Annotated in this window: 19 protein-coding genes; 9 read left to right on the top strand and 10 right to left on the bottom strand. The window is 61.9% G+C overall.

The window, feature by feature from the left end:
* The first annotated feature begins 854 nt into the window (after positions 1-854).
* The 6 genes from ACZK0Z_RS11430 to ACZK0Z_RS11405 all read left to right on the top strand — a co-directional run bounded on the left by ACZK0Z_RS11430 (position 855) and on the right by ACZK0Z_RS11405 (position 7,514).
* Positions 855-1,094 (top strand): hypothetical protein, encoded by a 240-nt coding sequence (locus ACZK0Z_RS11430; protein WP_126412177.1) that lies wholly within the window; start codon positions 855-857, stop codon positions 1,092-1,094.
* A gap of 720 nt (positions 1,095-1,814) precedes the next feature.
* Complete coding sequence (locus tag ACZK0Z_RS11425) at positions 1,815-2,138, top strand: hypothetical protein (RefSeq protein ID WP_024956858.1); 324 nt, start codon at positions 1,815-1,817, stop codon at positions 2,136-2,138.
* A 375-nt stretch (positions 2,139-2,513) separates the two neighbouring features.
* Complete coding sequence (locus ACZK0Z_RS11420; protein ID WP_049401583.1) at positions 2,514-3,230, top strand: hypothetical protein; 717 nt, start codon at positions 2,514-2,516, stop codon at positions 3,228-3,230.
* Positions 3,223-5,073, top strand: coding sequence for a hypothetical protein (locus ACZK0Z_RS11415; RefSeq protein ID WP_024956856.1), 1,851 nt, complete (start codon positions 3,223-3,225; stop codon positions 5,071-5,073). Before ACZK0Z_RS11420 ends, ACZK0Z_RS11415 begins: the two co-directional genes overlap by 8 nt.
* A gap of 22 nt (positions 5,074-5,095) precedes the next feature.
* Positions 5,096-6,142, top strand: a complete 1,047-nt coding sequence (locus ACZK0Z_RS11410) for an ATP-binding protein (protein WP_072167141.1) — start codon at positions 5,096-5,098, stop codon at positions 6,140-6,142.
* Positions 6,143-6,968: 826 nt separating this feature from the next.
* Positions 6,969-7,514, top strand: a complete 546-nt coding sequence (locus ACZK0Z_RS11405; protein WP_126412179.1) for a hypothetical protein — start codon at positions 6,969-6,971, stop codon at positions 7,512-7,514.
* Positions 7,515-8,548: 1,034 nt separating this feature from the next.
* On the opposite strand, the gene ACZK0Z_RS11400 is transcribed toward ACZK0Z_RS11405, so the two are convergent.
* Together ACZK0Z_RS11400 and ACZK0Z_RS11395 are read right to left on the bottom strand one after the other, a co-directional pair.
* On the bottom strand, positions 8,549-9,013 hold the full coding sequence (locus ACZK0Z_RS11400; RefSeq protein WP_197650035.1) for a hypothetical protein: 465 nt from the start codon (positions 9,011-9,013) through the stop codon (positions 8,549-8,551).
* 72 nt (positions 9,014-9,085) lie between these two features.
* The gene (locus tag ACZK0Z_RS11395; protein ID WP_197631968.1) at positions 9,086-9,397 is read right to left on the bottom strand and encodes a hypothetical protein; all 312 of its coding nucleotides are present in this window, start codon (positions 9,395-9,397) and stop codon (positions 9,086-9,088) included.
* A gap of 223 nt (positions 9,398-9,620) precedes the next feature.
* Between ACZK0Z_RS11395 and ACZK0Z_RS11390 the strand changes: the two genes are divergently transcribed.
* The 3 genes from ACZK0Z_RS11390 (at position 9,621) to ACZK0Z_RS11380 (ending at position 11,661) form a co-directional block, all read left to right on the top strand.
* Positions 9,621-10,376 (top strand): tetratricopeptide repeat protein, encoded by a 756-nt coding sequence (locus tag ACZK0Z_RS11390; RefSeq protein WP_197631967.1) that lies wholly within the window; start codon positions 9,621-9,623, stop codon positions 10,374-10,376.
* A 457-nt stretch (positions 10,377-10,833) separates the two neighbouring features.
* Positions 10,834-11,190, top strand: a complete 357-nt coding sequence (locus tag ACZK0Z_RS11385; protein WP_197631966.1) for a hypothetical protein — start codon at positions 10,834-10,836, stop codon at positions 11,188-11,190.
* Complete coding sequence (locus tag ACZK0Z_RS11380) at positions 11,191-11,661, top strand: hypothetical protein (protein ID WP_197631965.1); 471 nt, start codon at positions 11,191-11,193, stop codon at positions 11,659-11,661.
* A gap of 104 nt (positions 11,662-11,765) precedes the next feature.
* Here ACZK0Z_RS11380 and ACZK0Z_RS11375 read toward each other — a convergent pair whose 3' ends face one another.
* The 8 genes from ACZK0Z_RS11375 to ACZK0Z_RS11340 form a co-directional block, all read right to left on the bottom strand.
* On the bottom strand, positions 11,766-12,392 hold the full coding sequence (locus ACZK0Z_RS11375; protein WP_197631964.1) for a nucleotidyltransferase family protein: 627 nt from the start codon (positions 12,390-12,392) through the stop codon (positions 11,766-11,768).
* Positions 12,368-13,429 carry an XdhC family protein gene (locus tag ACZK0Z_RS11370; protein ID WP_197631963.1) on the bottom strand — a complete coding sequence of 354 codons (1,062 nt, stop codon included), beginning with the start codon at positions 13,427-13,429 and terminating at the stop codon, positions 12,368-12,370. Before ACZK0Z_RS11370 ends, ACZK0Z_RS11375 begins: the two co-directional genes overlap by 25 nt.
* 61 nt (positions 13,430-13,490) lie before the next feature.
* Entirely contained in the window at positions 13,491-15,695 is a 2,205-nt protein-coding gene (paoC, locus tag ACZK0Z_RS11365; RefSeq protein ID WP_197632024.1) for an aldehyde oxidoreductase molybdenum-binding subunit PaoC, read from the bottom strand.
* The gene (locus ACZK0Z_RS11360) at positions 15,695-16,645 is read right to left on the bottom strand and encodes an FAD binding domain-containing protein (RefSeq protein ID WP_197631962.1); all 951 of its coding nucleotides are present in this window, start codon (positions 16,643-16,645) and stop codon (positions 15,695-15,697) included. The genes paoC and ACZK0Z_RS11360 overlap by 1 nt, the downstream gene beginning before the upstream one ends.
* The gene (gene paoA, locus ACZK0Z_RS11355; protein WP_049427875.1) at positions 16,642-17,289 is read right to left on the bottom strand and encodes an aldehyde dehydrogenase iron-sulfur subunit PaoA; all 648 of its coding nucleotides are present in this window, start codon (positions 17,287-17,289) and stop codon (positions 16,642-16,644) included. Before paoA ends, ACZK0Z_RS11360 begins: the two co-directional genes overlap by 4 nt.
* A gap of 268 nt (positions 17,290-17,557) precedes the next feature.
* Complete coding sequence (locus ACZK0Z_RS11350) at positions 17,558-18,289, bottom strand: hypothetical protein (RefSeq protein WP_197631961.1); 732 nt, start codon at positions 18,287-18,289, stop codon at positions 17,558-17,560.
* A gap of 80 nt (positions 18,290-18,369) precedes the next feature.
* Positions 18,370-18,846: a nuclear transport factor 2 family protein gene (locus tag ACZK0Z_RS11345; protein WP_197631960.1), complete on the bottom strand. Its 477-nt coding sequence runs from the start codon at positions 18,844-18,846 to the stop codon at positions 18,370-18,372.
* A 62-nt stretch (positions 18,847-18,908) separates the two neighbouring features.
* Positions 18,909-19,478, bottom strand: a complete 570-nt coding sequence (locus tag ACZK0Z_RS11340) for a TetR/AcrR family transcriptional regulator (RefSeq protein ID WP_197631959.1) — start codon at positions 19,476-19,478, stop codon at positions 18,909-18,911.
* Positions 19,479-19,508 lie beyond the last annotated feature (30 nt).

Below are 19,508 nucleotides of genomic sequence, written 5' to 3'. Positions count from 1 at the left end.
CGGGCCTTCCGGCCCAAGTCGGCCCAAGGTGAGAAACGGTGCTGGCCATTGCCGGAGTTTGGCCATCGGCTATCACACGCACGTCGCAGTTAGCTCCCTTTCGGAAGGGGATGCCAGCCTAGACGTGCAGCAAACTCACGACGATAGACGGTGTCAATCTGGGGCGGGGCTCGCCGGACGTACTCTTCTGCGAGCGTCGCAGTTTGCCCTGAGAGGCTTGCGAGGTAGGCAACTGCTTCTTCCACTGATGGGACGCGTTGATTTTCCCCGTTGAACTTCGGTGGCAGCGCCGTCCATAGCACAGTGGTAATCCCGCGAGCAGCGGCCCAGTCAGCGAGCCCAGGAATACTCGCCGGTGCTGGACAGCCATGTGTCCAGACCCCCAAGTGTCGCTCCATGTTCTTTGAGGGAATGGCTTCCCGCTCACGCAAGGCTCGCTTGGCGTCGCCCTCGTCGTCGGTACCAGCCTCAACCCAGAAGGAGGTGACAGCAGACGCGGCCGCATGCATGACCAACGTAAGCCGTCCATTGCCGGATTGCCTTAAAAACTCTACGCAAACCGTTGGCCCGTCTGCCAGCCACTGTCCACGAACCGGTAGACCGTCGGGTTGCCATACCAGCGACCCCCAACCAAGATAGGCAATCATCTTGAGCCTCTACTCGACTGCGACAGCCGTGCCGCCCACCACAAGCGGCTCATTTCGTAATCGGTCGAGCCTTTAGTCTCTGCGCTCACCATCCTGGATGCCTCCTCGTCTCAACAAGACTCTGTATTGATAGCGCTACCGCGCCATCTGCCGCGATGTTGCGCTGCAGGGTCCGACGCCGGGCGAGAAGAAGCGCGAAGACGGAGCATGCTGCTGATTGCGGACTACCCGCAAGAGCGGGTGACGCATGCCTGGGAGATAGTCGAACCCGCTGTCTTCAAGCTCAAGTACGAGGCGGGAGAGAACCTCATGCTGCAGGAGCAAGCGGCGTCGCGACGATGCAATCCGAACACCCCGGCACCCTGTGAAAGGAAGCACGAAATGGCTGAAGTACCAGAACAGCTCTTCGGCAATAAGCTGGATGGGACTATCCTGCCCCACCAGTAGCAGGCAATCGTGCAGTGCACGCCCCAAGGCAAAGCAGTCATGCCGTCTGCCCTGCTCATGGGCGACCCTCAACATCACCACTAGTGCCGCCAGGCTATCCAGAGTGCCCAGCCCGCACAAGCCCTCGGTGATCTCTCGTAACCGACGGTCTCGGCGGACAAACATGCCGGCTCGCAAGCTCGCTCCGCTGAACACTTCCAGTTGCACAGGTGCACTGAGCGACATGAGTATTGATTCTCCACAACCGCCAAGTGCCTCGTGGACATTCAGAGCGGCCCAGACCGGTGAACATAGAACCATGCGGGAGCCGGGATAGCGCGCCTCGGCTGCTGCCTGCGTCGCCTGGGACGGGACGTGTTCCGCATGGGCATATTTCACCCACACATTGGAGTGGCAGCCGGGACGCTCCGGGGATATCGACTGTCCGAGCGCGTATGCGCTGGATAGGCCCATTCGGCTTCGCAAGCATTCAAACCACAATCCGACACTGAGTGATCGCAGGCAGTACGGCACGGCTCGGTTGGCGGGAAGTATGCTCGTGCTTGCACGCATGCGGGCAAGTCGCGCCTCGCCGTAAAAGGGTATCTCTTTGAGCGCCATGGCCGTGCCCCTCCCCATTCACCTTTGATGGGTAACGAAACGCGAGTTTGTTACTCCTTCCACCATCCGTATTAGAGGGGCAGAATCAGGAGGACACAAGCGACGGGGTGTGACCACGCCATGACGGAGCGGACCAACGAATCAATCCTGGCCCCGGAACGCCGTGAGATCGAAAGAGAATTGACCTTTCATTTCGGGCCTCTCATCGGCTATGAAAACTTGCCGCGAGCTCTTGGCTATCGCTCCAGCCACGCGCTCCGCCAAGCAGAGGCACGCGGAACCTTGCCCGTGAAGATATTCAAAGTGCCCGGCCGCCGCGGCAAATTTGCCTTTGCGATGGACATCGCCGACTGGATGGTTGGGCTGAGGGCCGCAATCAGTCCGCCGGCAGTATCTGGCACCCCGCAAGATGAAGCGGCTGCTCTGAAGCCCAACCAGGAATGACGCCCCACAACCCAAACTCAAGGGGCCGGGCTTGTAGCGTTTCAAGAACAGACTCAAGACGTCCCCGAAGATGCGCTCGCCGAGCGCCGAGGAGAGTACCAAGAGCCGGAAACTAACATCTCCGAACCCTGGAAATGACTTGCCCCCGTTGGCGCGGGGGCAAGTGACATCTGTTGGAGCAGATGGTGGTGAAACTCAGCCTGTGCCCTGAGGCTCACCCTTTTCCTTGACAAAGTCAAGCGACTTCCCGTTCGCGCGGAGGGGTGCGCCCATTTCCTCCCCATCTCATATGGCGGAGGCGAACCTGAATGGGCACCTTGTTCCAATCTCGAGACCGGGCAGACGTTCGCAAGCCGACGGCTGAGGAGCAGGATGATGACCGCAGGAAAAAGCGCGACCGCCAAACCGACGGACGAAGACCGCCGTGAGGGGCATCTGCCCCATTCCCCTCTCGAGCTAGCACGCGGCAAGCGCGACCGCCGCGAAATCTTTGTATTTCAGTCCCCGAAGAATGGGCGGACCGTAACGGTGGCCGACCTGGTCAACTTTTGCCAGGCGCTGATGCTCGAATTTGACCCCCAGGTGGAGATGTATGTTGAGAGGCCGCGTCGAATCACGGTAGGCGAGAAGCGCGACCTTGAGTTGAGCTTCTGGGTCGGGCGGAGGGATGGCACCCAGCACTACCAGTTTGTAATCCCTACAAAACGGGTGGCTTCACTGAGCGTTGGCTTAGTCAAGCTTCCCGCAGATGACGAGCTCATCCACATGGCCTTGAATCAAGGGCTCGTATTGCGACTTGTCCACGAAAACTCTCTGGCATCTCGCGCCAGCGAGGTCGCTGTTGCCTACGAACTACTTCCGCTTGTCTGGGCCAATGCAAAGATCGCGGGGGCCAGGCAGTTGGAAGTGAGGATTGAGGACATGCTCCAGAACGTTGAGCGCCTCACCATGAGCGCATTACAACTGCAGACGGGCCAGGCCCGGTTCGCAGTGGCTTGCGCAGTGGCAAGCCTCGTCTACACCGGCCGCGTACAACTCGTGGACTATCGCCCAGGGGATCCGGATGCCCTCGTGGAGGTGCGTCATGGCTAGGTACGAAATCTATGATCAGGCGACACTCGACGAGTGGTACTCCCCACATCCGGTTGATATTGCACCAGATCATCTCTCCAAGTTCCGCGTGGCCAAGGAAGCACTCACCGCCTTGCTTCTGGGCCGTTCCACCATCACCGCTATATCCCGGAGATATGGAATCTGCCACAAACGCCTGAAGCGCATGGCAATGAAAGCGCCCACGATAGCCCACGATGGCATGCCGCACGGATTTCGCGTATGCATTCCATGGGGCAGTTACTCGACTGAGCTTTCCTTCGAACCCGCGGAATTGCCGCTGGTTCCAGGAAGATTTGCGTGGCACAAAGTCTCCGAAGCTGTGCCGAGTGTTAAAGCCTTGATCGATGGCTTTGCAACCCATCTGCCGCCGGGCCGCCCTCCAAGCGCGTTCGTAAAATTGCACCAACGAGTCCTTGCGGAGCTGAAGCAGCACAACCTGGAGGACAAATTCCCCCTGAACGATCCTGGCAAGGGGAAGCGCTCGCTGCTTGCTTTGCTCAAGCGGCGGCAGTCGGCAGTAGCCGACGTGGACCTTTATGAACCTCAATCGGCATCGAACGCTCCTGTCGCTTTGGAGCAAGCAGTACGGATGGGCCTGTTCGCCAGAACGGAGTTTGACGCGCACCAAATCGATGTTGAATGCAAGATCTCCATCGATATGCCCAATGGCGCGCGTGTTACGCGCAAAGTGTCACGGCTATGGCTTCTCATCGAAATAGAGACTGAATCCAGGGCGGTAACGGGATGGCTTCTCTGTGTCGGCCAGAGCTATGACAATCTTGATGTAGCGCTCTGCTTGTCCAAGTCAATGGAACCCTGGGCTCCCAGGGACCTGACGATCCCGGACCTCTTCTACGCACCTGGCGCTGGAATGCCCGTCTATCAGGCAGCAACGCCGATAGTCACGCGCTCGGCCGCTGTCGCACTGGACAACTTCCTTGCGCACTCGGCCCATGCACTCGAAGCAGCATTCTGCAGGGCTCGGGGAGGTGTGATGATCTTCGGAAAGTCGCACACACCGCGCTCACGACCCATTGTAGAGCAATTCTTCTCGCGCTTGGAACGTGGTGCGCTGCGTAAGATCCCCGGCGGTTTTGAGCCCGCCAAACGGCTGGGGGAAAACAAGATCAGGATCAGCAACTTCTCTCCGGATGCCCATCCCATCCAGATGCACCTTCTCGAGGAGCTCCTGGACGTCATCATAGCCAACTACAACGCGACGCCTCACTCCGCACTCGGACAGATGACGCCGCTAGCGTATCTCACGAATCGCAAAGAGTCAGCGTTTGCGTTTGCGCCGGAAACCTGTGGCCTGGATGCTGCAGATATGGCTTCGACAATCGTAAGCCTGCCCGTAAAAGGCAACAAGGATAATGGGGAGTTGCCCCATGTCACCTACTTGTATGCGGACTACCGATCCCCTTCCCTTAACGATAAATGGGGACTGATTGGCACCAGGATTCTTGCGCGCGTGAATAGGCGCGATCTTCGTTCAATCGTGCTACTTCAAAGTGCCACCGTGCCATTCGGAGTGGCTACCGCGCGAGCGCCTTGGTCGCGCGCGCCGCATGACGAGAGGACGCGAAGGATCATCTGTCGTTGGTCCAAACAGCGCAGTGATTTCTCAATCGCTGGCGTGGAGTGTGCAATTGAAGCCTTCATAGCGCATCTTCGATCTACTGCAGACACGTCCCAACCCGCAGTCGACCAACTTGCGCGCTTGCAGCAGTTGCACTTCGGCCGTCTGCCCGACATTCGGTCCCAGCCAGCTCACATCCCGGTAAGAGTCCCCCGGGGAGGCAAGGTGAATCTTGATGACTAGATCGGACCTTGCGGAGGCCATCATGGCCGTCCGTCGCCTTGACCCCGACCATCCACTTTTCATTGAGTCTGGCTACCGTATCAACACGAAGCCTGTCGAACGCATGGCGGATTTCGTTCTGTACAACATTCAGCAGGGTCATCATGGGTGCTCTCTTTATTCAGAGAGCGGGGTTGGCAAATCCACGGCGCAAGACTATCTAGTCGAAACCGACTGGCGCTGGCTCGTGGAGGACGGACGCCGCGCAGGTGTGGCCAGGGCAATCGTCGCAACCTCAGATGCATGCAGGAGCCCGCTGAGCTTCTGGCACGCGCTTTCACATCAACTGGGAATGCCGCGCTGGTCATCGGCCAGGCCTCACGAGCTGAGGGCACGAATACACAATCACATGCGCGCCGCGTGTGGGCACGCCGACGTACGCAGGTACGTATTGTTCATCGACAGTGCTCAACGGCTCACCAATCTTGAGTTTCAGTGCTTAGAAGATCTTGATAACTTGATGAGCAAGGACAGGCTTACTCTCTTTTTGGTCTTTGTGTACCAAAGTGACCAGCAGGGCATCGAGCTTGGCGACATGTGGCAGCACCATCCGTCACATGTTGTTCGCCGGTGGTTTCTGGACTCAGCCCCATTTCTTCCTCTTGCGGCGCGAGATGAGGTCAGGCATGCCCTGTCGCGCTACGACGGCGCAGCATGGTGGCCGACAGAGGACATGCCATTTTCTAGATACTTCGCCACCGACGCATTTGATCGCGGATGGCGGCTGGAATCTGAAACGGAGATGATTTGCGATGCTGTGTCCGCCCTCCGGAGGGAGGTGGGACTTCCCGAACATAGTGGCTGGCCGATGTGCTCCTTCACATCGACCGTGCGGAATCTGCTAACGAACGCTTGGTTTCAGCAGAGTTTCGAACGCTTCACTCCATCTGACGTCCGTGCTGCGCTTGTGCATGTCGGGTACCTGCGAACCGAGTTCATTCGCATGCGCGAGAAGATGTCCGACAAGGCAATCGCCATCATTGAGAAGATACAGAATACGGCAAACCAGGTAGGGGGAAGCAATGAATAGCTCTCGCGCCGTAAATCCTTCTACGCCTCGGATTGTCGGCGCAGAGCATGAGTTCTATCCATACATATCGGGCTACGGCGTGCTGCAGCGGATCGTTGCACTGGGCATGCCAACAAGTGAGCAACTCATGATCATGGGGGTGAGGCGTAAGACTGGGCGCTCCATGCTCCGCCCTTTGCTTCTGCCGGGCCGGGTGCAGGATACTTTTGCGTCAGCCATCGAAGTCCGTGACGTCACAACGAAGAATCTATGGAATCCGGCCGCGTGGCTTCCAGTTCAATCACTTCGACTTCTCGCGGGTAGTGAGCTTCCATATATGCGGTGCCCCGCATGCGCACTTCACGGCTACCATTGTTCACTATTTCTCCTTCCTTCCATCTCTGCGTGCCCTTGGCATGGCGAGAAGCTCATCAGCCACTGCGAGGCATGCGGAAGGACGCTGGGCACCAGTTTTGACCACTCCGGTGGTCTCGGGACTTGTACTTGTGGATTTCAGCCAATCGACGCCCACACAGCGCTACTGGACGTCAGGCAATTTCCCGCTCGTGAAGTGTCGCAGTGGGTGGATGACTACCTTCATTGGGCATCACGCCAGCGGGCAGGCCGAGTGATTCACTTCCCCAGTGATGCGCAAAGCTGGCCTTCAGCTCTGGCGCGCCTGATTGATAGAACGACTCCTATGCCGCCCGTCCACCAGGACGATGGCAATGCTCACGTAAGGTATGAGGCTTTCCAGCCATCCGCTGACGATCCGGAGCCAGGGGCGTTCTGGGGCTGGGCAATGATTGGCGGCAACTCGGGCCTCATGTGCGCTCCGCTCCCATTGATGGCCTACGATGCTTTGACGCGGGCCACTGCAGCGGCATGCGCCAGGGTCGGACTTGAAGGCCTATCTGTCCTGAGCTTCCGCTCAACGCACTACGACACCCAAGGACCCACTGAGGTAGAGCGGCACGAGTCGTTCCTAGCTCCCTATGGTGTTTCTGCCAGCGGCGCGACTTGGCTCAATCTCTCGGTTGTCGACCCGATGGTAACGTTAGCGTGCGGCACAGCGCTGGAGCTGGCCGCTGCGGCCTTTGGTATCGCGAACGACAAGCCGGATAGGTCCCCTTCCGTAATCGTCGCTTCGGTATTGGACAGCATTAAGGGAAGATCCGCCTTGGTCGACGCGCTTGTGTGGGTTCTGGCAACCGCTTATGAGGAAGGCTTGGCGTTGACGCTTGCAAGGGTGTTCAAGCTGAATCCGAAGGATGTACTGCCTTCAGGTGGGTATCCGGTCATCGAGCTTCAGGGTTCCGCCCGTTCCTTGAGAGAAGTCCGGGTCGCCTGGGTGACACCTCGAAAAACAGCTAGAATCCAGCAGAAATCCTAAGGCAGGCAGTTCTTAGCAATTTTTGCCATCATTGGGGCAACGGCACTGTCTCGTGCCGGACTGCGAACGGCAGTAGCCTTCATGCGAGTACGCAACACAAGGGGAGGCTTTGCCGCCGCGTGGGCTAATTGGTAATTCTAAAGACCCCCCGGCAGTCGTGGGCGTGTTTTATGGGCTTCCGGAACTGTTGGGCGTTATTTATGTACTTCTGGAAATGCCGGGCGTCTTTGGTGAACTTCCGGGAATATCGGGCATCTTTGGTGGACTTCCGGAAATATCGGGCATCTTTGGTGGACGGAAGCTGCCAGGAAGAGGCTAAGCTCACCCCATCCATATCTTCTAAAATCAATGCGTTAGAGGCCGGGCGTTTTCGGTGCGGCAGACACCAGGCGAACGCTGGCCAATCCCTCTATCAGAAGCTCGTCCTGCAGAAGGTCGAGGATCGGCCAAAAGCGGAGACTTGAATTACACCTTCCAGACTTTGCTGCCTATGGGCACGTCAGTCTTATCGAGTCCAGGGAGATGGACGATCAGTTTGTAGCCTCCAGGTCGAAAATGGTCAAGACGCAGCTCCGCCTGTGCTTGCAATCTAGTACCGCTCGGACACTCGACGATGACGGTAAAAACGGGGCTGCTCTCACTATACTGGAGCGGTAAATCGGGCGCCAGAACCAACCCTCGACCGCCGAGCAAGAAGCGGTCCTCGACACTTAGTAGAAGTTCCATGAGATCTCTCTCGGAATCATGCGTGCGACCGCTTTGCGCCGAAAGGGGACTTTAGCACTGCAGGTACGCCGCGTCCGGCCAAGCGCCCGCTTCCAGTCATAAGTGGATACCTGCCCCAGTCCAGTATAGATCGCTGACTCGCTCCTCGACAATCAAGAACTCAAGGCCTTTGAATGTCTCGCGGAAGAGCAGTACAGGGTACATGTGGTCGGCGACAGCTGCCGCCAACCGGTGAGCAGCAACGCGGGCGCGCCGCCAGTCAGAGCCCGGCTGCATTCGGCCTTGTTCGTTCTCTAATATAGGCGCCATCATTCCGGTCGCCATTCAACATATCGATCATACGAAAAGTACAGAAGACAGGTAATGGCAGCGTGCACGAACGCAAATGGCACGTATAGCTTCCAAAGAAGCATCCATCCGAAGCCCGCCCCTGGTATCAGGTAGATCGCAAAGATGGTTTTCCACTTGCCGTCATGTCCAGCTATCAGAGATTCGCCATTCTTAATGGCCGCTCCTGAGACGAGCCATGCCAGCACAAACGCTGCGATCAGCATCGCCCAGAATGGCGGATTGGTCCTGCCCTCAAAGAGGTCACCCCCCAAGTATCTCGCCAGCGTGATCACGAAAAGCGCCTGGAGGACCATATAGAGTGCAACAATGATGGAGGCGCCAATGCGTCGCCAACCTCCGTCGAGATCAGAAAATATCTCCAGGTTGGCGGCAACGAGATAGGCGTACGAGTACGGAGCGCGCAGCATTCGCAGCATCTTCATGATGATTCCATTGATCCCCATGTTGCTCTTCTGTAGCCATCGTGAGCGCGGCAGCAGCGGCGACGCCTAGTCTCAGATACTCGGCGAAGCCTGCATCTTTGTGAAGGCGCGCTCGACCAGACGCAGTACAGCATTCCTGATGAAAGAACGTGCATCTTCCTCCCCATCAAACTCTTCCACATGGCAATCGTCATTCCAGAGTGCCGATTTCCAGGAGAATTCGGAATCGCTCAAGCTCTCGTAGAGCTCCCGCCGTACGCCTTCCCTGTACACCTGTACCTGTTCGAGCCGCTCTTCGAACAATTCAATCATTCCGGGCCAATCACCGGTTTCGACCGAGTAAAAGGACTCGACCGCCAAAAGGACGATGTTGTACGGCCTCATTTGATCATCTCCGGGTAAAGGTCGATCCAGGCTGGAGAACGGGTTGATAAGTTGGAGGTGCAGTTCCGCGATGTACCGTCTGATCTGATAGTGACATGCGGCAAGGCGCGTTGCAGGAATCGCCTCATTAACGTGACGCGTCGCGCCCACTCACCCCCACCCCATTGGCGCCCCACCCCTCCCCCACTATAGTTCCACCCCTCACAAGGACGAGGCGGCGCACATGCCCTATATAGGAATCGGACTCCACGTACTGGCGGCCATCTACTTCGCGGTGCACGCCATCCGCTCAGGCCAGAGCCTCTACTGGCTCATCCTGCTCTTCTCCTTCCCGCTGCTCGGCAGCGTCGTCTACTTCCTGGCGATCTACTTTCCGGAAGTCCGTCACTCGCGCGGCGCCCGGCAGGTCGTCCGTTCCGCCAAGCAGCTCATGGACCCGGGCCAGGACCTGCGCAACGCCCGTGCCGAACTGGCGCGCACGCCCACCGTGCAGAACCGGGTTCGCCTGGGGATGACGCTGCTGGATGCAGGCCAGGCCGAGGAAGCCAGAACCCTGCTCGAGCAGGCGGCCAGCTCACCGCTGGGCGACGATCCCTACATCCTGACCGGCCTGGCGCGTGCCCGCCTCGATTCCGGGCAGCCCGCGCTTGCGGCGGAGACACTGGACGGCCTGTTCGCCCGCCACCCGGATGTGCGCCGCAAGCCGGAACAGACGCTGCTTTACGCGCAGGCACTGGCGGCCACCCAAGCGCTCGGCACCCGTGCCGCGTTCGAGCGCGCGGTGGAGTGCGGAAATGACGCGGCCGCCCGCTGTCTGTATGCCGAATGGCTGATGGCACAGTCGCAACCCGACGACCGCGAGCAAGCTCGCAGCCTGTTCGCCGGCATCATCGACGATGCCCAGCACTGGTCGCGCCACGCGCGCAGCCACAATGCCGTCTGGTTGGAGCGGACCAAGGCCGCGTTGAAGGGCTACTGACGCCTGGCAGCCGTTGGCAATCCTGTCGCATCTGCCTCGCTCACAGCCTCGCCGGGCAGATGCCGACACTCGCTAGGCTTGCACCACCGACATCGCCGATAGCGTTGCAGCGCAAGGCTCCAGCTTGGTTGCGTCGTATGCAACGATTCTGAAAATGTTGAAAGTAGTGACGTCATCAGCCCTACTGCATTGGCATCACGCATAGGTCCGCGTATTCCTTGCCCTGCCACCGTGCATCGGTGGTCGGGATTCGAAACCCCGGTTGTGTGGATGTTGCTCGCACTTGCCAGCCGGCACTGCTTCGCGCGGTGCCGGCTGGCAATCCGTCAGTCGGCTATGGCGGGCGGTGCGTGGAGGCCTTGTGCCTGCCCGGTCATCCACACACGGGGTTTCGAACCACGCACCGTCCGCCACCTTTATCGGTGGCGGCTTCTGCATGCACGCAAGGAGCCCAGCCATGACCAAGCCCCACTCCCCTGCCCCGCATCCGATCCACGAAGCGTCTGCGAACAGCCCCGAGCTGGATCCGAACACGCTCATCGCCCTGCTGCACAGCATCGGCTCGGGCGCCGCCTCCGATGGCCAGCCGTGGCCGGAACGCCATCAGATGCCCGGCCGACGCATCGCCCTGGCAGATACCGATTGCTCGCTGGCGGGCCTTCGCGTGGTGTTGGAGATCCTGCTGGCCGCGCAGCGTGCCCGCGAGAACGGCGAGCTGGAGCAATACGTCGGCCCGCGCGTGATGGAGGGGCTGATCATGGCCGGAATCGGCCTTACCGCACACGCCAGTACCCGACTGCATCCGGAGGGCTGAGTGGCCTGGTGGCGCTGGGCGGCCACCGCGCTCTGTCTTGTGGTGGTGGTTGCGGCACAGGCGCTGTGGCCGGCGCCGCCGGTGCCCTCGCCTGTCGCGTTCCAAAGCATCAACGATGATCGATTCTCACAACTGCGCCGCCAGGCGATGCAGTTCGTGGACTCTCGGCCTCGGCAGGGCTTCCAGTTCGTCGAGCGGCATCGAGATGCCGCGTTCCAGGTTCATTGCCGGGGCATACCCGTGCTGTGGCTGGAGGGGCGCTCGCACCATCTGCTGTTGCAGGTCTCACTGGACGCGGAGCGGCGGGCGCCTGCCATTGTGCGGTTGCGGGCGCTCCTCCAATGGCAGTTGGAGCCGTTGGATTACCTGGAGCAGGTACTGGCTGGCGTGCCGGAGCCTGTTCTGTTGGATCGGGTGCTGCAGATTCTTGCTGGTGATGTGCCTGATGGGGCGCGATGTGGCGTGCCGTAGTCGAGCATGGCTCGACTCTACAAGGCTGCGGGCAGCGAGGCTCCGGGCTCCAGCCCTGCCGCTCGTCACCTGCGCGACAGGCATTGGTCCAGTGATCATGCGAGTCACTTCCCGGCATCGATCCAGCCCGCATCGCGCGCACGCGCAAGATCTTCTGGCGTATCGATATCCAAGCCCAGTTCCGGTGCCTGTAGGACATGCACCGTATCGACAGGAAGTTGCCGCAGGCGCGCTCCGAAGCCGCGGTCACCGGTTGCACGCGCAGAGTTGAACCATGCACGCGGCACTACTGCAGGAATGCCAAGCGCGTTTCCATGACGGGCACCCGCACACCCTGACGCCGAGGCGCGGGCACCCGAAAGCAGCGCCTGCAGATGGGAGCGCTCGATTGCGGGCTGGTCGCATGCCACGACCATCACCTCGGTCACCGTGGGCAGCAGGTGCGCGCCGGCAACCTGCAGGCTGCTCGCCAGGCCGCGTTCCCAGTGGTGGTTGGTTACCGGAGTGGCATCCAGCCCGGCAATGCTGGATGTCACGGCCTGTGCGTTCGCGCCCACCACCACCAATACCTGTGATGGCGCGAACTCCAAGGCCAACCGCACCACGCGATGTACCAGGGTCTCGCCCTGCCGGGTCAGAAGCTGCTTGGGCTGGCCAAGTCGGGTGCTCCCGCCGGCAGCCAGCACGACGACCGCATGCGCGTCAGTCACGTACCGTGCGCGCTTCGCCATTGCTGCAGCTGTGCGGCGATGCTGAGCGAAATCGCCTCTGGCCCTCGGCCGCCGATGTTCAGGCCGACCGGTGATCGAAGTCTCGGGGAAAGGCGGTGGCGCTGATCCGGTGTCAGCAGCTTGAACAGGTCCTCGCGCCTTCGCCGCGGACCCAGCAGTCCAATGAACGCGACTTTGGTATCAGCCAGGGCCACCAGCGCCTCCCGGTCCAGTTCGAAATCGTGATGCATCACCAGTACCGCGTCGCACGGGTCGCCATGAAGGGCCTCTGCAGGGTTGGTCTGAAGATGCACATCCGCGCACTGCCCGGCCGAGGCCCAGCGCGCTCGCCGTTCGGCCACGCTGACCCGCCACCCCAGTCCCCGCAGCAGCGGAACCAGCAAGGGCGTTTCGGGACCGCCCCCCAATACCAGGGCCAGCGGAAGCCGGGGCAACGGCAAACGCCACGCGCCCTCGCCAAAGGGCTGTGTACCCTCCATCGGATGCAGCTGCCACGCCTGCTCGCGATGGCCGGCACGGAAAACGACCTGCCCCGACGTGCGAAGGTCGCGCTGGAGTGACACGCCCTCGCGCAACCAAGCCTCGATGACGTCGTCGATGCCGGCCATGGCACGCAACGGCAGCAGCGCAATCCGAAGCCGGCCGCGGCAGCCGAGCGCGGACCCGCTCAACAGGTCGTCGTCACTGCGGGTGTCGATCTCGATCCAGTCGACCCGCCCTGCCGCGCTCACCTGCTCCGCGCGTCGCGCGAGCTCGGGCTCCAGGCATCCGCCGCTCAGCCAGCCGACCTGGCTGCCGTTGCAGAACAGCACCATGTCGCCGGCACCGGCGTAGGTGGAGCCATCGGTTTCCAGCACCAGCGCGAGCACGGCGTGCTCCCCCGCGCGCACGCGCGTCAAGGCCGTCTCGAGTACGCCGCGCGGGCTGCCTTCGGCGAGGAAGCCCGGCGCTGCGGACAGGTCCTCGGCAAGATCGCCGGGCTCCCCTCCGCCTGCGGCGGAGACCTCCAGAGTGGGCGAGGCTACGGGTCGGTCCATGCGCAACGTCAGCCTATGTCGGGCAAGCCGGGCAACAGCTTGTCCAGGGTCATGCGCAACGTCAGCCTATGTCGGGCAAGCCGGGCAACAGCTTGTCCAGGGTGATGGGATAGCTGCGCACGCGCACGCCGGTTGCGTTGTAGATCGCATTGGCGATCGCGGCGCCCACCCCGCAGATGCCCAGTTCACCCACACCCTTGGCCTTCATCGGCGAGATCACCGGATCCAGCGTGTCGAGGAAGACCACTTCCTGGTACGGGATGTCGGCGTGCACGGGAACCTCGTAGCCGGCCAGGTCGTGGTTGATGAACAAACCAAGCCGTTTGTCGACCACCAGCTCCTCCATCAGGGTCGCGCCCGCACCCATCACCATCCCGCCGATGACCTGGCTGCGTGCGGAGAGCGGATTGAGGATCCGGCCGCCATCGCATACGGCAAGCATGCGGCGAATGCGCGTTTCTCCAGTGTAGGCATGCACGGCGACCTCGCAGAAATGTCCTGCATAGGTGCCGACGTCGTAGCCTTGTTTGAAGTCGCCGAAGGCAATGCCGTCCTCCGCCGACAGGGTTCCCGCCTCCGCCAGCGTGATGGTCCGCCCATCCGCCTGGATGCGGCCATTGGCGAAGTTTGCGGTGTCGCCGTCGAAGCCGAGTTTCTCGCCCACCTTGCGGCGCAGGCTGACGCACGCCGCGTACACGCCCGCGGTGGAGCTTGCCGCGCCCCACTGGCCGCCGGAACCGGCGGAGGCGGGATGACGGGAGTCACCGAGGGTGACCTGGACCTGGTCCAGCGGCACGCCCATGGTCTCGGCTGCCGTCTGCGCGATGATCGTGTAGGAGCCGGTGCCAATGTCGGTCATGTCGGTCTCGACAATCACCCCGCCCTGGCCGTCAAGCCGGACCCGCGCCGCCGACTTCATCGTCGGTGCGCCGCGATAGCCCGCAGACACGCCCATGCCGACCAGCCAGTCCCCTTCCCTGACCTGCGCCGGCCTGGGGTTGCGCTTGTTCCAGTTGAAGCGCTCCGCGCCTTCGCGCAGGCAGCGCACCAGGTTGCGGTCGGAGAACTTCTTGGACGGATCGCCGGGTACCACCTCGGGCTCGTTGAGGATGCGGAACGCGATCGGGTCGAGACCCAGCTTCTCGGCCATTTCGTCCATCGCAACTTCCAGCGCCATGTGGCCCGGTGCTTCGCCCGGTGCGCGCATCGCATTGCCTTCGGGCATGTCGAGCGTGGCGATGTAATTGGCCACCAGGCGGTTGGCGCCCGCATAGAGCTTGGGCGTCTGCAGGGTGCCGTTTTCGCCGTCCTCGCCGTTGATGTTGCCCGACCAGTTCTCATGGGCGATGGCGGAGATCCGGCCATCCTTTCCGCAGCCGATCCGCACGCGCTGGAGGGTGGCGTGCCGGTGCGTGGTGTTGTTGGGCATCAACGGGCGTTGCAGCGCGATCTTCACCGGCCGCCCGACCTGCTTGGCCGCCAGCGCGGCCAGTACCGCGTCGGCACGGATGAACAGCTTGCCGCCGAAGCCGCCGCCGATATAGGGCGAGTCCACACGCACCTTGGCAGGATCGATGCCGAGGATCGCCGCCATGCCTTGCCTGGCCCAGTCGATCATCTGGTTCGCCGTCCACAGCGTGAGCGTGTCGCCCTCCCAGGCGGCGATGGTGGCGTGCGGCTCCATCATCGAATGACTTTCGTCGGAGGTGTGGTACGTCTCGTCCAGCTTGACCGCGGCGCTCGCGTAGGCGGTGTCGAATTCGCCCAGCGTCTGCCGGTCGGGCTTGCCGTCGCGTCCCTTTGCCAGCGGCGCGGTTGGTGCCAGGGCGGGGAAATCGAAGCGGCCCTTGTCGCGCTCGTAGCGGGTGCGGATCAGCGCCGCGGCGGCGCGGGCCTGCTCGAAGGTCTCTGCCACCACGCAGGCGATGGCCTGATGGTAGTGGGCCACTTCGGGTCCGCCGAACAGCGGCGCATTGTTCCAGTTCGATTTGTCGACCGGCTTGGTTTCCGGTGCGGTGATGACCGCCAGTACGCCGGGCGCGGCACGTGCGCAGGAGGCATCCATCGAAATGATGCGCCCCTTGCCGATGCCCGCACCGACGATGTAGCCGTAGGCCTGGTTCGGCGCCACGTCATGGCGCTCGTAGGCATAGGGGGCGGTGCCGGTGGTCTTGCGTGGACCGTCGATGCGCGGCGTCGACTTGCCGACGACCTTGGCATTGTCGAACAGGTTGTCGCCGGCGGGGGCGTTGAATTCAAGGGGCATCAGCGCTCTCCTTCCACCAGCACGGCTGCGAGGGTGCGCTCGGCGAGAGCGATCTTGAACGCATTCTCCCGCGTCGGACGGGCACCGGCGAACACCTGCCGGGTCGCGGTCTTCACGCCGTCGCGCAGCAGGGGTTCGGCTGCCTCGACGCGCCACGGCTTCGGCGCGACCCCACCGAAGGCGAACCGCGCCGAGCCGTCACGCTGCACGACCGCGGCGACCGACACCAGTGCGAATGCAAAGGACGCGCGGTCACGTACCTTGTGGTACACGTGCCGACCGCCCAGAGGCTCCGGCAGCGTGACGTGGGTGATCAGCTCACCGCGCTGCAGCACGTTGTCCTGCTGCGGCCTGTCGCCCGGGGAACGATGGAAATCGGCAATCGGGATGCTGCGCGTACTGCCGTCACCCCTGACGGTCTGGATCGAGGCGTCCAGCACCCGCAGGGCCACCGCCATGTCGCCCGGATAGGTCGCGATGCAGCTGTCCGATGTGCCGATCACGCCCATCTGCCGGGAGAACCCCTCGAGTGCGCCGCAGCCGGATCCGGGCAGGCGCTTGTTGCAGGGCAGGTTGGGATCGTAGAAATACGGGCAGCGCGTGCGCTGCAGCAGGTTGCCGCCGGTGGTGGCTTTGTTGCGCAGCTGCCCGGAGGCGCCTGCCACGATCGCGCGGGTCAGCACTGCGTAGTCGCGGCGCACGCGCTCATGCGAGGCCAGCGCGGTATTGGTGACCAGCGTGCCGATGCGCAGGCCGCCCTCGTCGGTGGGTTCGATCCTGTCCAGGCCGATGTCCTGCACATCGACCAGGTGCGCTGGCGTCTCGACCTCCAGCTTCATCAGGTCGAGCAGGTTGGTCCCTCCGGCCAGGAACTTCGCGCCCTCGGTACCGGCGACGGCCCTGGCGGCCTCGGCCGGGGATTTCGCGCGTTCGTAACTGAAGGCCCTCATGAGCGCCTCCCTGCAGAGGTCACGCCAGCGACCTCTTCCATCGCCTCGGCAATGTTGGAATAGGCCCCGCAGCGGCAGAGGTTGCCGCTCATGCGTTCGCGCATCTCCATGTTGGTGGCCCGGGGCCGTGCGCTGACATCCGCCTGCACATGGCTGGGGACACCCCGCTTGATTTCGTCCAGTACCGCCACCGCCGAACAGATCTGCCCCGGCGTGCAATACCCGCACTGGTAGCCATCATGCTTGATGAAGGCGGCCTGCATCGGATGCAGGTCATCGGGGGTTCCGAGGCCTTCAATGGTGGTGATGGCGTCGCCCTGGTGCTGCACCGCCAGGCTGAGGCAGGCATTGATACGCTCACCGTTGACCAACACTGTACAGGCACCGCATTGACCGTGGTCGCAGCCTTTTTTCGTTCCGGTCAGCTTCAGATGTTCGCGCAGGGCATCGAGCAGCGTGGTCCGGGTGTCCAGTTCAAGTTCCCGCCGCTTGCCGTTGACGGTCAAGGCCACCGTGCTGATGACCGGCGGCCTGGGCGGCGGGGGCGCCGCCAGTTCGGCGGCGAGCGAGGACGCCCCCGGTGCGGCGGACATTGCCACGGTCGTGACGCCGCCGGCGATCACCTGGCGGCGCGTCAACTTCATTCCTTCATCACAACTTGGCACAGTGACCTCCTGGCGTTCGGGGAAACCCCGTGGCTGGATGGACGCGCTCACACTACCGAAGGGCCACTATGCCCATCTGCGGGGTACAGACCTGTGAAGTCGGCGAAATGTACGAACATGATGCAGCAAGCCCGAAGAAATCGGCTGCATCCAGCCACAGCGCGGCACTCTTGAGCCATGCGTATGCCTCACTGGATGACTCACAGTCCTGTTTGTCCCTCAGCATGAGGAACATGATGGCCCGACGCTACAAAGGCGTTGGCTGGGAGGACTCGGGTTCGTGGATCGAGCCTTCCAACAAGGCAACGTAGGTATCGAGCCTGGTGCGAAGGCCGATCAGCATCCAGCCCAGCAGGTACAGCAGCACCATGGCGAAGATCAGTAGTGCACCCAGCGGGCCAACATCGAAAGCGCCCGCCCAGTCGCCCCATTTCCATCCGCGGAACTGCAGGTAGAGGGCAATCAACAGCGGGAATGGTCCCAGCCGCTGCAGGCCGCCATACATCATGCCCATGCGCTCAATCATGTTTGTGCGCAAGGTGCTGACGAACTTGAGTCGCCGCTCGCGCTGGACGCGCGGGAATCCGCGAAGCTCGGTCACCACCGCTTGCCAGTGGGCGAAGTCTTCATCCATCTCCCGGGCGTGCGAGAGCCGCGGCTGACTGAACTGGCGAATGCCCCTGCGGGCGGCCAGTACGCCACCGACAATGAACCCTCCGATCTCGATTGCCAGGCAGGCAACAACCACCTGGAGCACTACGCCAAGAGGCAGCCATCGATCCGGAAGCTGACCCATGAGAATGCCGATGATCGCCGCACCCACGCCGATGCGAAACGCCCACGTCTCCACCCTGCCCGCCTTGGGGTAGATGCTGTGCTCAACCAGTCCCTGCACCCGCTGGTAGAGCCAGTGGAATGTCAGTTCCTGCGAATCGGTCTTCGCGGGCGGAACGAATCCGCCCCCTGTCTGCATGTCCATTGCGCCCCCTGCCCCGGCCGGCGCAGATGCCGGCCGCCCCATCGTACCTGAGCGCGCTTCAGGTGGCGCCTCAGCGGGAATCACATACCCAGATCAGACAACCCCGGATGGTCATCCGGGCGACGCCCCAGCGGCCAATGGAACTTGCGGTCGCTTTCCTTGATTGGCATGTCGTTGATGCACGAGAAGCGCCGCTGCATCAGGCCATCCGCGCCGAATTCCCAGTTTTCGTTGCCATAGGAACGGAACCAGTTGCCGGAGTCGTCGTGCCATTCGTAGGCGTAACGGACAGCAATGCGGTTTTCGGTAAAGGCCCAGAGCTCCTTGATCAGGCGGTACTCGAGCTCCTTGTTCCATTTGCGTGCCAGGAACTGCCGGGCTTCTTCCCGGCCGTTGGTGAACTCGGCACGATTACGCCACTGGGTGTTGAGCGAATAGGCAAGCGACACCTTGTCGGCATCGCGGGAATTCCAGCCATCCTCGGCAAGGCGCACCTTCTGCGTGGCCGATTCGAGGGTGAACGGAGGAAACGGCGGACGGGGGTGTTCAGTGGACACGGGGAAACCTCCAATCGAAATGGACACACGGGTTGCTTCAAACGATCTGACGTACCCAGGCGCTAACGCCTGGCCTGTTCCAGCAACAGCTTCGCGACATCCTTCGCGGTGTCTGCGGCGTCGTAATCACCCATCACGCGCGACAGGGTGATGGCGCCTTCCATCAGGATCAGCAGCTGACGGGCCAGCTCCGCCGGCTGCTCCACATCCAGTTGTCCGGTAAGTTCCAATGTGTAATCAAGCAGCTTCTGCTTGTGATCACGCGCGATCTGCCGGATCGGATCGGCTGGGTCGCCGACCTCGCCTGCGGTATTGATGAACGCACACCCGCGATAGCCCTCGGACTGGAACCAGTTCTTGAGCACGGTGAACATGCCGAGGATGCGTGCTTCCGGGGTGTCCGCCTTCTCGCACTCGTGCCGGAACCAGGCCAGCCAACGCACGTCGCGCGCCCTCAGCGCCGCAGCGGCCACGTCGTCCTTGTTCTCGAAGTGGCGGTAAATGCTCTTCCGCGCCACGCCCGAGGTCTTCACCAGCAGGTCCATGCCCGTGGCGTGGATCCCGTTCTGGTAGATCAGCGCCTCGGCCGTGGCCAGGATCTTCTGATGCGTATCGGTGGTGGTCTTGCTCATGGCCACAAGGTAGAACGCACGTTCTACCTT

The sequence above is a fragment of the Stenotrophomonas sp. 116085_Sma genome (genome assembly GCF_056479585.1).
This window is presented reverse-complemented; position numbering and strand designations above follow the sequence as displayed.